Source organism: Allorhizocola rhizosphaerae (genome assembly GCF_003426775.1).
Classification (GTDB): domain Bacteria; phylum Actinomycetota; class Actinomycetes; order Mycobacteriales; family Micromonosporaceae; genus Allorhizocola; species Allorhizocola rhizosphaerae.
This window is the reverse complement of record NZ_QJUG01000090.1, coordinates 19,305-31,702: the sequence shown is the minus strand read 5'-3', so window position 1 is coordinate 31,702 and position 12,398 is coordinate 19,305. Positions and strand designations below refer to the sequence as shown.

General features: G+C 68.7%; 14 protein-coding genes. 7 read left to right on the top strand and 7 right to left on the bottom strand.

Annotated features, from left to right (window positions below):
* Both DM816_RS20480 and surE read left to right on the top strand, forming a co-directional pair.
* Positions 1-193 (top strand): PfkB family carbohydrate kinase (locus tag DM816_RS20480; protein WP_246002075.1); only part of this gene is annotated, 193 nt, incomplete at its 5' end.
* Positions 190-945, top strand: a complete 756-nt coding sequence (gene surE, locus DM816_RS20475) for a 5'/3'-nucleotidase SurE (protein WP_117211937.1) — start codon at positions 190-192, stop codon at positions 943-945. The genes DM816_RS20480 and surE, both read left to right, overlap by 4 nt.
* Positions 946-1,016: 71 nt before the next feature.
* Here surE and DM816_RS20470 read toward each other — a convergent pair whose 3' ends face one another.
* Both DM816_RS20470 and DM816_RS20465 read right to left on the bottom strand, forming a co-directional pair.
* Positions 1,017-1,415, bottom strand: coding sequence for a DUF6158 family protein (locus DM816_RS20470; protein WP_246002074.1), 399 nt, complete (start codon positions 1,413-1,415; stop codon positions 1,017-1,019).
* A gap of 11 nt (positions 1,416-1,426) precedes the next feature.
* Complete coding sequence (locus DM816_RS20465; protein WP_117211942.1) at positions 1,427-1,846, bottom strand: CBS domain-containing protein; 420 nt, start codon at positions 1,844-1,846, stop codon at positions 1,427-1,429.
* A gap of 250 nt (positions 1,847-2,096) precedes the next feature.
* Here DM816_RS20465 and DM816_RS20460 point away from each other — a divergent pair, with 250 nt between their 5' ends.
* From DM816_RS20460 to DM816_RS20450, 3 genes are all read left to right on the top strand, one after another.
* Positions 2,097-2,426, top strand: a complete 330-nt coding sequence (locus DM816_RS20460; protein ID WP_162907656.1) for a YbjQ family protein — start codon at positions 2,097-2,099, stop codon at positions 2,424-2,426.
* Between the two features lie 53 nt (positions 2,427-2,479).
* Positions 2,480-3,172 carry an ATP-binding protein gene (locus DM816_RS20455; protein WP_117211935.1) on the top strand — a complete coding sequence of 231 codons (693 nt, stop codon included), beginning with the start codon at positions 2,480-2,482 and terminating at the stop codon, positions 3,170-3,172.
* Positions 3,173-3,272: 100 nt separating this feature from the next.
* The gene (locus tag DM816_RS20450) at positions 3,273-4,082 is read left to right on the top strand and encodes a SigB/SigF/SigG family RNA polymerase sigma factor (RefSeq protein WP_117211934.1); all 810 of its coding nucleotides are present in this window, start codon (positions 3,273-3,275) and stop codon (positions 4,080-4,082) included.
* A 5-nt stretch (positions 4,083-4,087) separates the two neighbouring features.
* Here the strand turns inward: DM816_RS20450 and DM816_RS20445 are convergent, their stop codons facing one another.
* The 5 genes from DM816_RS20445 to DM816_RS20425 all read right to left on the bottom strand — a co-directional run bounded on the left by DM816_RS20445 (position 4,088) and on the right by DM816_RS20425 (position 10,509).
* The gene (locus DM816_RS20445; protein WP_117211933.1) at positions 4,088-6,190 is read right to left on the bottom strand and encodes an amylo-alpha-1,6-glucosidase; all 2,103 of its coding nucleotides are present in this window, start codon (positions 6,188-6,190) and stop codon (positions 4,088-4,090) included.
* Positions 6,187-7,281, bottom strand: a complete 1,095-nt coding sequence (locus tag DM816_RS20440; RefSeq protein ID WP_246002073.1) for a glycosyltransferase family 4 protein — start codon at positions 7,279-7,281, stop codon at positions 6,187-6,189. Before DM816_RS20440 ends, DM816_RS20445 begins: the two co-directional genes overlap by 4 nt.
* A 65-nt stretch (positions 7,282-7,346) precedes the next feature.
* Positions 7,347-9,674: a SpoIIE family protein phosphatase gene (locus DM816_RS20435; RefSeq protein WP_162907655.1), complete on the bottom strand. Its 2,328-nt coding sequence runs from the start codon at positions 9,672-9,674 to the stop codon at positions 7,347-7,349.
* A 155-nt stretch (positions 9,675-9,829) separates the two neighbouring features.
* On the bottom strand, positions 9,830-10,156 hold the full coding sequence (locus DM816_RS20430) for a plasmid stabilization protein (RefSeq protein ID WP_117211931.1): 327 nt from the start codon (positions 10,154-10,156) through the stop codon (positions 9,830-9,832).
* Between the two features lie 35 nt (positions 10,157-10,191).
* A complete protein-coding gene (locus tag DM816_RS20425; RefSeq protein WP_117211930.1) occupies positions 10,192-10,509 on the bottom strand; it encodes a hypothetical protein in 318 nt (105 codons plus the stop codon).
* Positions 10,510-10,599: 90 nt separating this feature from the next.
* Here DM816_RS20425 and DM816_RS20420 point away from each other — a divergent pair, with 90 nt between their 5' ends.
* Both DM816_RS20420 and DM816_RS20415 read left to right on the top strand, forming a co-directional pair.
* Positions 10,600-11,208, top strand: a complete 609-nt coding sequence (locus DM816_RS20420) for a hypothetical protein (RefSeq protein WP_162907654.1) — start codon at positions 10,600-10,602, stop codon at positions 11,206-11,208.
* A complete protein-coding gene (locus tag DM816_RS20415; RefSeq protein WP_246002072.1) occupies positions 11,202-12,350 on the top strand; it encodes an alanine racemase in 1,149 nt (382 codons plus the stop codon). The genes DM816_RS20420 and DM816_RS20415 overlap by 7 nt, the downstream gene beginning before the upstream one ends.
* Positions 12,351-12,398 lie beyond the last annotated feature (48 nt).

Below are 12,398 nucleotides of genomic sequence, written 5' to 3'. Positions count from 1 at the left end.
CGCCGGCGACTCCATGACGGCCGGGGTGGCCGCGGTCCTCGCGCACGGCGGCGACATGGCCACGGCCGTGCGCACGGGCGCGGCCGCCGGAGCCGTCAACGTCACCCGGCGGGGCCTTGGCACGGGCCGCGCCGACGTCATCGCCACGCTATGGGAACGCGTGACCCTCACGCCATTGAAGGAAACATCATGACGCTCGCACTCATCACCAACGACGACGGCATCGACTCGCCCGGCCTGCACGAGCTGGCGCGCGCCGCCCGGAAGTCCGGATTGGACGTGGTGGTCGCCGCGCCGAGCCGGGAGGCGAGCGGAAGCAGCGCCTCGATTTCGGCCGTGGCGGAGAACGACCGGATAATGATGGAGGAGCGCCACCTGTCGGGTTTGGACGATGTCAAGGCGTTCGCCGTCGTCGGTTCGCCCGGCCTGATCGCGTTGCTGGCCACGCGCGGCGCGTTCGGCGACCCGCCACACCTCATCCTGTCGGGCATCAACGCGGGCGCCAACGCCGGCCACGCCATCCTGCACTCGGGCACCGTAGGGGCCGCGTTCACCGGCGCCGTCAACGGGTGCCGGGCCATGGCCGTCTCCTTGGACATCCGGGGCATCAACCCCAACGGCCGCAGACACTGGGAGAGCGCGGGCGCGCTGGTCCCGCAGCTGGTGCCGATGCTGGAGGAGCTTCCGGCATCCACCGTGCTCAACGTCAACGTGCCCGATGTGCCATCCGAACGGGTGGTGGGCCTGCGCCGGGCGACCCTGGGCGGGTTCGGTCAGGTGCAGATGCGCATCGCCGAGCGCGGGATCGGGTTCGCGCGCACCGCGCTGGAGGAGCGAGAGGTCAGGCACGAGCCGGGTACCGACATGGCCCTGCTGGACCAGGGCTTCGCGACTGTGACGCCGATCGCGCCCATGTACGAAGTCCCGGTCCAGCTGGCGATCTGACTCATCATCCGCTTATCTGCGGGACGCCAACCTAGAGCGATCCGCCTGCGACTTGCTTAAGCAGGAGCAAATTATCGCCGCGCCCCTTCGCGGGTGCGCCGTTCATCGATATCGCGCTCCGGATGGCGCCGCAGGTACTCGTTTTCCAGTTCCATCATTCGCGTGGTGTGCCGGGCGAGCGCCGGCCACGACCCGTGCTGGATCGTGTCGGCGCGCGTCTGGCCGAGGCTCTCCATCTCGCGGATGAGGTCGGCCTCGCTCAGCTCCGCCGGATCGATGCCCTGTCCGGGATCGAGCGCCTCGTGTGCCTCTGCCCGCCCGTAAAGGCCCTCGGGCAATTCATCGATGGCCTTCACGAACGTCGGTGGGAGTTCGGCCAGAATCGCCCGGCGGTGCATCTCCTCCGGGTTGATCTGCTCGGCCCCGGCGAAGATGCGGTCGAGCATGGCCGCGATAGTCGTCGCGGACATCGTTCTCACCTCTAGTGGTTGGCCGGCGCGGCCGAGATGTCGGCCAGCGCGGAGCGGGAATCCTGCTCGATGGCCAGGTCGCCGATCGAGACGATACCCACCAGGCGTTCACCCTCGCAGACCGGGAGCCTGCGCAACGCGTGGCGGCGCATCGTTTCGACCGCCTTGGAGACCGAGTCATCGGGCTTGAGGCAGACGGGATCCGCGCTGAGGATCTCCGAGACCAGGGTCGTGTTGGGGTCGCGCTGGGTCGCGATCGCGCGGATGACGATATCGCGATCCGTCAGCACGCCCCTCAGGCCGCGATCGTTGGTGATCAGCACGTCACCGATGTCGTAGTCGCGCATATGCCGGGCCGCCTCCGCGACCGTGGCGTTCTCGGTGAGGCAGACTGGGTCGGGGGTCATGAGTTCGCTGATGACTTTTGCCATCCAGATCACCTCCAAGTGCTGGTTTCGTCATACCCGCCACGGGCCCAGTCATGTCCGGTTACGCTTGATTCCCTGCATTCCTTGGAGCGTCAAGCGATACAGCAGATATCTATAACCATTTTCAATGTCGGTTGCGGGCCGCATGGGCCACCGACCACATCGGATGCGGGCCGTGGCGATGGCGCCGCGGGCCTTCGTGTCGCGTTTACCGCATTTACCGCTCGGGTACCACGCAAGGATGGTTTCCACCATGGCTAATGTCCTGGTGACGACGACAGAGGACATGCCGGGCTACAGGGTCGAGAAGGTCCTTGGCCCCGTCGTCGGCGTCGCCGCATGCACGAAGAGTCCCTATGCCCAGGGTTTGAAGTCCACTAAGGACGGCCGCAGCGTCGCACCGGAGCAACGGCGCAACCTGCTCGAGCACTGCCGGCTGGACGCCGTCGATCAGATGATGGAGCACGCCTGGCGGATGGGCGCCAACGCCGTCGTGGCCATGCGGTTTGACCACCGCGGCGTCTCTGACAGCTGGAATGAGATATGCGCGTATGGCACGGCGGTATGGATCGAGTCGGTCTGATTCCCCCGGCTCGAGCTGCGGAGGCTTGCGACGTGTCACTAGTATCTGGGCCAGTGAACGTGTCCAGTGTGACGTGCCGGGTGGTCCAGCGGCAGCCTGCGGCGATCGTCGAGCTTACCGGGCGGCTGGCGGGCCGGGAGGCGCGCGAGGCCGAGCGGGTGCTGCGCGGCTGCCTCGCCGACATGCCCGCCGTGCTCCTGCTCGACTGCGGCGGGCTGGCCATCGACGACTGCGCGCACCTGGACTGGGTGCGCGAGGTGTTCGCCGATGCGGCCCGCTGGCCCGGTGTGCCGGCCTATCTGTGTGGCTCCCCAAATGACTGCACGCTTCCCGCCTATCCGTCGCTGGCCGCGGCCAGGCAGGTGTGGGCGGGTGCGAAACCTGTCGAGCGGGAGTCGCTGGCGCTGCCGCCCGACGCCGACTCGTGCAGCCGGGCGCGGGTCTTCGTGGCGCAGGTGTGCGCCCGCTGGGGGCTCACCCGCCCGGCCCGGCTGGCGCAGCTGCTGACCTCCGAGCTCGTGGCCAACGCGGTCACGCATGCGCACACCAGCCTCGCGGTCACCGTGCGGCGGTACGGGCGGGGTCTTGAGCTCAGTGTGCGCGATGACGGCGCCGGGCATGTGCCCAGTTCGCTCGGCGAAGACCCGCGCGGTTTCGGCCTCCAACTGGTGGATGCCATGTCCGACGCCTGGGGCAGTTCGGCCACCGGTTCGGGCAAAGTTGTGTGGACGCGGGTAGCAGGGTAAGCTGTCGGCTTAGACAGCCACATGGCAAGTCTTTCTAGGTGCTCCAGCAGCCGGGCACTAGCCAGTGCGACTTAGTGCGCCCTTGGCAGGTGAACCGTTCATGGTTTCCAAAACCACTTCGTCGGTAACGACCGACGTGAAGGAAGATCAACCGTTCGAGATCGACGACGCTGCTTTCGAGACCCTCATGGCGATGAGCCGGTGTGAGCCGGGCGACCCTGAGCGTGCTCGTCTGCGCGACGAGGCCATCGAGGCCTACTCGCCGTTGGCCCGCCGGGTCGCGGTGCGATTCCAGCGGCGCGGCGAAGAGCTCGATGACCTCATGCAGGTGGCCCTGATCGGCTTGATCAAGGCCGTCGACCGCTTCGACGCCGATCGCGGCGTCCACTTTGTGCACTACGCCGTGCCGACAATGCTCGGCGAGCTCAAGCGCCACTTCCGCGATCGCGGGTGGACGGTGCGGGTCAATCGCGGACTGCAGGAGCTCCATCTGCGCATCGCCAAAGCGGTGCCGCAGCTGAGCCAGGAGTTGCAGCGCACGCCATCCGCCGCCGACCTGGCCGACTATCTCGGGGTGGAAGAAGAGGATGTGTTGCAGGGCATGCAATGTGCCGGTGCCTACGCGCCGCGCTCGTTGAATGATGTGGTACCGGGCAGCGACGACACCGAGCTCGGCGAGCTCGTCGGCGCGGCAGACCACCAGCTTGAGCTGGTTCCGGACCGCATGGCGCTGCGTGAGGTGGTCGGGCGCCTGCCCGAGCGGGAGCGTCAGATCCTGAAGCTGCGCTTCATGGACAACCTGACGCAGTCGGAGATAGCGGCGCTCATCGGCGTTTCCCAGATGCACGTGTCGCGCCTGCTGGCACGTGCCTTCGCGCAGCTGCGCGAGATGCTGCTCGCCGAGGAGTAGGGCGGTCAGCGCACCACGCGCCATCCCGCGGGCACATCGATAGTATGCACGGCCTGGCCGGTCGCTCCGATTCGGATGGAGTGGCCGGCCAGCCGCAACCGGTCCAGAGTCAGCGAGCCCCACGCCGCCGGAAGGTGCGGACGCACCGTGATTTTGCGTTGCGGCACATGGGGATCCAGCCCGAGGAACGCCCGCACGAGCATGTAGGGGGCGGCGCTTGCCCACGCCTGCGGGGAACACGAAGTGGGGTAGGGCACGGGCGGGGTGAACGCCTCGGAGGAGAACCCGCAGAACAACTCCGGCAGGCGCCCGCCGAACGCGATCCCGGCGCGCAGCAGACCCTCGGCGAGCCGGTGCGCGAGTTCCACGGCACCGGGCAGATGCGAATAGCGCATGAGTCCCGCGATGCACAGCGCGGTGTCGTGCGGCCACACCGACCCGTTGTGGTAGCTCATCGGGTTGTACGCACTCATGCGGTCCGACAGCGTGCGCAGCCCGAACCCCGTGTCCATGTCGGGGCGCGACAGCCGCTCGATGAGGATCGCGGCGTGCTCGTCGCTGACGATCCCGGTCCACAGGCACTGCCCGGCGTTGGTGGTCATGGCGTCGACGGGCCGCTTCTGCCCGTCCAGCGCGACGGCGAAGTAGCCCTCCTCGGGCAGCCAGAACTGGCTCGCGAACAGCTGCTGCAGCTTGTCGGCGCGGTGCCGGCAGGTCTCGGCGATGCTGGTCTCGCCGAACGCGTCCGCGAGCTCCGCGCGGGCGAGCCACGCCGCATAGGCATAGCCCTGCACCTCGGCCAGGGCGATCGGCGGGTCGGGCAGGCGCCCGGACGCGTCGTTGATCCCGTCCCAGCTGTCCTTCCAGCCCTGGTTGGCAAGCCCACGGTCGGTGGCGCGCTGGTACTCCAAGAATCCGTCACCGTCACGGTCGCCAAAATTGTCCATCCACGACAGTGCCTTGTCGGCGGCCGGAAGCAGCTCGCGGACCTCGGACTCGTCGGCGCCCCACCGCCACGCCTCCCCGAGCAGCGCGACGAACAGCGGCGTGGCGTCGATCGTGCCGTAGTAGTGCTGGCCGCCCAGCGCCGTCGCGCTGTCCGGGCCCAGCCGGGACTCGTGCAGAATGCGTCCGGGCGCTTCTTCGTTGTGCGGGTTGAGCTCCCGGCCCTGAAGCATGGCAAGGGTTTGCAGCGTCCCGAAGGTGATCCGCGGGTCAAGCGGGAGTGTCATCCAGGCCGACAGCAGGCTGTCCCGGCCGAACAGGGTCATGAACCAGGGAGCGCCGGCGGCGAGGAACACCAGGCGCGGATCGTCGGGACTCTCGATGCGCAGCGCGTCGAGGTCGTGCAGGCTCTGCTGCAGCACCTGGCCCAGCAGCGAGTGGTGGGTCTTGACCGAGGCGGCCTTGGCGAACCACGCGGACTTGCCCTGGCTCGCGGGCACCGACTGGTCGCGAAACCTGGGCTCGACCCGCCGCCCCTCGATCACCGGCTGCGCGTTGATCGTGACCTCCCACTGCTGCCGCGCGGGGATGACCGCCTCCCAGCTCAGCTGGCCCGGCTGGGCGTGCGGTTCGCGGTCGGCGTAGACGAGCAGCGCGCGGGAGCCATCGCGGCGCACGAACGTGAGGTCGACCGCGGTCGCGGTGCTCTGCGCCTCGCCGTGGCTCGCGCGGCCCTCCTTGACCGCGAACAGGTCGGCAAAGTCGGAGGCCACGGACAGCTCGACCCGCACGAGCGTGGCCTCGCGGCCCACATTGCTCAGCGTGACAACCTCTTTCATGCCCTCGCCGATGTAGCGGCGGCGCACGCACAGCACGGTCGAGTCGGCCTGGCCCGCGACGGGCGGCCGGCGCAGCACGAATCGAGCGGTATAGCCCTGGCCATCCACGATTGATAGCGCCTGCGCCGGCTGCCCGTCGAGGCGGAGCTGCCAACCGGACACGAACCTCGTGTCGCGGAAGAACAGCCCTTGCGGACGCCCGGTCTCAATGTCTCCCGTAGCCGTGCTGATGCAGAAGGTCGTGCCCTCCACCATCGTCACCACATCGCGGCCGGAGGTGAGGGACACCGGCTCGCCGGCATTGAAAGGTGTCGGGGTTGTCATTTGCTATTGGCCACCAGGGCCGCTGTCGCGGTCGGTGTCGCGACGGTCTTGGTCCTGGCCAGCGCCTTGCGATAGCTGCGGGCGTAACCCGCGGCCATCTTCTGCGCGCTGAAGTTGCGCTCCACATGGGCGCGGCACTCGATAGGGTCGATCGCCGAAATCGCGTGCAGTGCGTCGGGCAGTTGTGCCGGCTCCTCGCAGATGAGCCCGGTCTGCCCGTGCGCGATCACCTCGGGCACCGCGCCGTTGCGCAGCGCGACCACCGGTGTGCCGCAGACCATCGCCTCGATCATGACCATGCCGAAGGGTTCCTCCCACTGGACCGGGAACAGCAGGCATCGCGCGTTGGCCAACAACTCGCGCTTGAGTATCGCGTCGGCCAACCCCATGACCTTATCGTCCGGACCCAGTAACGGTTCAACCACGTCGGTGAAATAGCGCTTCTCGGCCGGCTCGGCGCATTTGCCGGCCAGGATGAGCGGTATCCCCGCCGCATGGCATGCCTGCAGGGCGAGATGTGGAGCTTTATCCGGGTGGTAGCGCCCAAGCCAAAGGGCGTATCCCGCTTTGGTCCGCGAAAACGGCCACGATCCGGACCGCAGCCCGTTGTGCACCGTGGAGATCCAGTTCAGCTCCGGCGCGAGGCTCCGCTGGCGGTGGCTGATCGACACCAGCGAAATCTCCGTCCCGAGTGCCCGGTAGTACCCACGCACCTGCAGGTGGGGCGGCCCATGCACGGTGACGATGGTGGGCAGGCCGAGCTCGGCGTAGATGGACGCGTTGAGCGGTCCGCTGAAGGTGTGGTCGTGCACCACGTCGGCGTCGCCCGCCATCGCGAGGTCCTCGATTGCCCGCCGGGTGAGTATGGCGTGCATGACCTCGGCGAACGGGTCGCCGAGCCGTTCCGGGATGGTCCTGTCCCAGACCCGGATCAGCCTGGCCTTGGTGCCCTTGCGTCCTGCGCCGATGATGCGGACGTCGTGTCCGAGTTCGACCAGGCCGTCGGCCAGGTCCGCCACGACCGCCTCGACTCCGCCGTAGGCGGCTGGCGGCACGTCGAAGTACGGCGGCGCCACGAGGGCGATCTTCAACGGACTTGAGGGATCCTCTGCGCTCTCAGGGAGCTGTTCTAGTGTTTTCCTCACGTTATGGACAACTACCCGCTTTGTGGATGTTTCAAACCGCGCACTTCCAGCAGGCAGAGGCATGCTTCCTCGGTATTACGCGGGATCGCGAGCTCCAGCAGGGCCTGCGAACCACCGCTGCGGTAAGCACTGGCAAGCGCTGTCGCCAGTGACATCAGGGGGTTGACGGCCCGCTGGTCAATCACTCCGTCGGTGTAGCAGACGGCCGCGTCGCCGGGCAGCAACTCCACATCGGCCTGGTGATATTTGGGATCCTCGATGAGACCGAGGGCCGGGCCCACGCCGCCGGCGAGCAGCCGCGGCATGCTCAGGTCGCTGCGCAGCCAGATCGGTGGAAGATGGCCGGCGGAGGCGTATGCGAATTCACCCGTTAGTGGATCGAATCGGGCGAGCAGAAGGCTGGCCAGTGAGGGATCCTCATCCCTGCGCAGGTCGGTGTTGAGCACCTCGAGGATCCGCGGCAGCGGCAGGCCTGCGATGGCAAGCGTGCTCACGGGGCGCACCAGCCGCACGGCCGTCGCGGCCGCCGACAGGCCGACCCCGAACATGTCGCCGACCATCATCAGCAGCCCGCCGTCGGGCAGCCGCAGCGCGTCGCAGAAGTCGGCCCGCAGGGGCTGGTCCCCTTCGGACAGCACGTGCCGCCCGAGCACCACGGCCTGCTCGGTGGACAGTGACACCGTCTCCTTTGGATACAGCAGCTGTACCAGGCGTGCGGTCAGATCCTGCTGGGAGGCCAGGCGCAGCCGGCCCGCCGCCGCCCGCGACTGCATGCTGCGCAGGTGCTGCTCGCGCGCGTAGCGGTCGGACACGTCCTGCGCCAGCAGGTGCACCGCCTTGCGCTCCAGCGCCTCGCTGAACATGCGCAGCCATCGCACATCGTCGCCCACCTTGACCCGGACGTCGACGACGGAGTCCCTTCCGGACAGTGCCTCCGCGGCGAACCGCTCCATCCGCGAGCGGTCCACCGGCTCGACGAGGTCGATCATCGACTCGAACGGGATGGGCTCGCGGCCCGGATCCTTGCCCAGCAAGCGGTACATGCCGGGGGACCAGCGGGCGTCGCCGGTGTTGAGATCCCATTCGGCCCAGCCGTAGCCACCCAAGGCCTCCAGCCGCGCCAGATGCCGGTCGCGGCTGATGCTTTCGTCCAGGCGCTCCCACGTGGCGAGCACCGCCCCGCCGACCCGGCTCGCCCGCCGGCTCGCGACGATGGTGCGCTTGCGCCCATTGGCGTTGGTCTCCTCGACGGAGTTTTCGCGCTGCCAGATGGTGCCGTCGGTGAGCACCTCGACATAGCCCGCGAAAACGCCGTTGGCCGCCAGGTGGGGATAGACGTCGAGCAGCCGCCGGCCCACCTCGGCCGCGGGGACGTGGGGGGTGCCGGCCTCGATGATGAAGTCCAGGATCTCACCCTGTGCGCCGCGGACCGGGGTCAGCAGGTGCGCGCCGCTCTGCATGGCGTCCAGCACCGCGCGCACCCAGTCGAGCTCGGTGGGCGCGCCGGTGGCCGCGCCCGGCCACAGCCGGGTCAGCGCGCGGGCGGCGGCCACGGCCAGGTGTGACAGGTAGAGCCGGGTGGCTTCGCCGGACCGGCGGGTCGAGCGCCACGCGAACTGGAACGCGCCGACCACACGCCCGCCGCTGACGAGCGGGAACACCAGCCGCACATCACCGGTCGGCCCGATGAGCACGAAGTCGTGCGCCGAGCCCCGGTCGAGCAGGACCGGCTTGCCGTTGCGCACGGCGTGCCCGACGGCGGTCTGGATGGATGAGGGCAGCCGCCGCCACTCGCTGATCGCTTGCGCGGGCCAGCCGTGGCAGCCGACAAGCAGCAGCGCCCCGTCGGGCTCGGTCGCCCACACCGCGGCGGCGGGCTCGGGCTGGTCCTTCATGCCCACGGTCACGATCGCGCGGGCCAGCTCGTCGACGTCGGCGGCGGCGTCGAGCGCGGCGATGGAAAGGCGCAGGTTGCGGTTGGCGGTCGCGGACAGCGCCGGGGGGTGGCGCCTGCGGTCCAGCTCCGTGACGGCGTGCAGCTCGAATTCGCCCGCGGCCCCGTTGCTCTTCTGCGCGGAGCCCAGCGCGAGCTCGGCGGGTGGCCGGGGCACGTCGGCGGGCATCGCGGCCACCAGGTCGGCCGCGATCTGCACCAGCGGAACGTTGGTCTGCTGCGACTGGGCGGAGAGCACGGCGAAGGCACTCTCCGGGTCACACCCGAGGCGCTCGGCGAGCATGCCCTTGGCCTGCTCGATCAGGCCGCGCGTGCGCATGGCACGACGCAGCCCGGCTACCTCCTCCTCTAGGCGTCTGACCCTGGCCGGCCAGTCCTCAGTCACACGCAAAGTTTAGAGCGGATCGGCGGTGCTGTGTGGACTGGGCGATCTTTGATCCACCATGTGGTCAAGGGCAAAGGACTTGATGGTGCTCACGGCGGCGCCGTGGCTGCTCGACGACCTGGCCCGGCACTGGGGCACGTGGGACATCATCTGATTCATCGATCTACTGCGCGCTGGAGTTCCGCCTTGGTCATGCTGGACCGGCCGCGGATGTTCTTGCGCTTGGCCTCCTCGTAGAGCTGATCGCGGGTACGACCGCCCTCGCCGGTGTGCGAGCGCATGCCGCCGCGCCTGCCGGAGGGCATGTCCTCGCGGGACAGGCGGCTGGACGTCCGGGCCTCGCCGGAGCGGGCCCTCTCCTTGTTCACCGTGCGGGCGGCGATCTCCTCGGCGGTGTCCTCGGACTTGCCGCGCTGCTTGGCGCTCGCCTTGATGTGCTCGTATTGTCGCTCTCGCTTGTTGCTCCATGCTTCCTGCGGCATGTCCCTGAAGTGCCCGCCTCTGACCTGCGACAAACCTAGATCAGCAACTCGGACACCACGGTGTGGAACCGGCTCATGGCCCTTTTCCGCTCGGCCGGGCCGGCGTCGCGGCGGCGCGCGATGTCGTGCGCCGCACGATAGTCGGCGTCCTGGCGGATGTGGCCGGCCCTGCGGTCGGCGATCAGGCGCGAGACCAGTTCGTCGGCGGCGCCCAGGGTTTCGGCGGGCGCGTCGGCGAACCGCGCCTGCAGCGCGAGCCACTCGCGCGCATACCAGTCCTGGGCCTCGCGCGTCAGCTCACGCAGGTGCGGCCTGACTCCAAATAGGACAGCAAAGAATCGACCGATAGCCATGCGAGCGCTTACCCATCGCCACCGGCGCGGAAACCGGCCCTGTCGGGCAATGGACTGCGGACCGGGCTCCGATACGCTCCACTAATGGTCATGAAGCGCATTGGTCTGCTCGTGCTCGTCGCCGCGGTGCTGGTCGGCTCGGCGGCGTGCAACAAGAAAGAGCCGGTTCTCACCCAACCATCGCCGACCACGGCGCTTCCGACCGGTTCGGCCGCCGCCACCGCGCCGCCGTCCGGGGCGCCGAGCGCGACCGCGGAGCCCAACCACTTCACCGTCGAGGGCGCGGGGCCCTACCGGATCGGGGCCGCGCTGGAGGCGCTGCGCCCGCAGCTCGACGAGATCAAGACGGGCGGCGAGACGTGCGCGGCCAACACCACGGCGAAGGGGAAGGGGGCCTGGAAGGATATTCAAATGTCCTTCCGCCCGGACGGCAAGATATACATCGTCATCAACCGCTCCACCACCATCCCCACACCGTCGGGTGCCTGGGTCGGCATGACGCTCGCGTCGGTGTCGTCGATTTACGGCCCGATCGGCCAGGAGCTCACGCAGGGCCCGCACACCGCGTACCTGGTGACGACGGACACCGGCCGGGGCATGATGTTTGACCTGGACGACAGCAAGAAGGTGATCGCGATGATCGCCGGCGAGGCGAACTACCTCAAGACCAGTTTCCTGGGCGGGACCGACTATTGCTGAAAATCGATTGGCGCGCCAAGGGTTTCTGGCTGCCGGACGGTGATGGCGACGATGCCGCGGTCATCGGCCGGCACCTGTTTGACGGGCCGTTCAGCTGGCCGGTGATGGTCGCCAAACGCCCGGCCATCGAGCACAACCTGGCCACGATGGCGGCCTACTGCGCGCGGCACGGCGTCGAGCTGGCCCCGCACGGCAAGACCACGATGGCGCCCACGCTGATCGATGCCCAGCTGAAATCCGGTGCGTGGGGCATCACCGCGGCGACGCCCAACCAGGCGCTCATCATGCGCAAGCTCGGCGTGCCAAGGGTGTTGCTCGCCAATGAGCTGCTCGATGTGCGCGTCCTGCGCTGGGCCGCGTCGCTCGACTGGGAGTTCTACTCCTATGTGGACTCTCTGGCGGGCGTGGCCGCGCTGAAGTCGGCCGGTGTTCCGGCGCGGGTCTTTGTCGAGATTGGATTCCCCGGCGGGCGGACCGGCTGCCGCACGGTGCATGAGGCGGTCGCCGTGGCGCGGGCCGCGTCGTCGCTGCCCGGCGTGGAGGTCGTCGGGGTGTCCGGGTTTGAGGGCCTGCTGTCTGATCTGGACGGTGTAGCCGAATACCTCGACACGATGGCGGACGCGGCGCGAGCCATCGGCGGGCCGATCGTCAGCGCGGGCGGCAGCGCCTTTTTCGACCTCGTGGTGGAACGCCTGACCGGCGTCGCCGAGCGGCTGGTGCTGCGCAGCGGCTGCTACATCACCCATGACCACGGGCTTTATGCCGATTCAAGCCCGTTCCATCGGGTACCGGATGAGGGCACACTGCTTGCCGCGCTTGAGGTTTGGGCCCAGGTGCTGTCCGCACCCGAGCGTGGGGTGGTCATCGCGGGAGCGGGCCGCCGCGACGTGCCGCACGATTCGGGCCTGCCCGTGCCGTTGCGCGTGCGCGGCCTCGACGGCGTGACGCGCGAGGCCGACGGGCCCGCGTTCGTCGAGCGACTCAGTGATCAGCATGCCCACCTGCGCGGGCTGTCGGCCGTGCCGGGCGAGCTTGTCTGCTTCGGCATCTCGCACCCGTGCACGGCCTTCGACAAGTGGCGTGCGATCCCGGTGGTGGACGACGGCTACCGCGTGCTCGACGTCATCGAGACCTACTTCTGAGCGGGGTTATCCGGATCTGGCTTGAAATTTCGGCCACGTGCGGGAATG

What these genes read in the sequence shown, in the direction of transcription:
- surE (WP_117211937.1), top strand. Translation starts at nt 190, where the DNA reads ATGACGCTCGCACTCATCACCAACGACGACGGCATCGACTCGCCCGGC.
- DM816_RS20470 (WP_246002074.1), bottom strand. Translation starts at nt 1,415, where the DNA reads ATGTCCGCGACGACTATCGCGGCCATGCTCGACCGCATCTTCGCCGGG.
- DM816_RS20465 (WP_117211942.1), bottom strand. Translation starts at nt 1,846, where the DNA reads ATGGCAAAAGTCATCAGCGAACTCATGACCCCCGACCCAGTCTGCCTC.
- DM816_RS20460 (WP_162907656.1), top strand. Translation starts at nt 2,097, where the DNA reads ATGGCTAATGTCCTGGTGACGACGACAGAGGACATGCCGGGCTACAGG.
- DM816_RS20450 (WP_117211934.1), top strand. Translation starts at nt 3,273, where the DNA reads ATGGTTTCCAAAACCACTTCGTCGGTAACGACCGACGTGAAGGAAGAT.
- DM816_RS20445 (WP_117211933.1), bottom strand. Translation starts at nt 6,190, where the DNA reads ATGACAACCCCGACACCTTTCAATGCCGGCGAGCCGGTGTCCCTCACC.
- DM816_RS20430 (WP_117211931.1), bottom strand. Translation starts at nt 10,156, where the DNA reads ATGCCGCAGGAAGCATGGAGCAACAAGCGAGAGCGACAATACGAGCAC.
- DM816_RS20425 (WP_117211930.1), bottom strand. Translation starts at nt 10,509, where the DNA reads ATGGCTATCGGTCGATTCTTTGCTGTCCTATTTGGAGTCAGGCCGCAC.
- DM816_RS20420 (WP_162907654.1), top strand. Translation starts at nt 10,600, where the DNA reads ATGAAGCGCATTGGTCTGCTCGTGCTCGTCGCCGCGGTGCTGGTCGGC.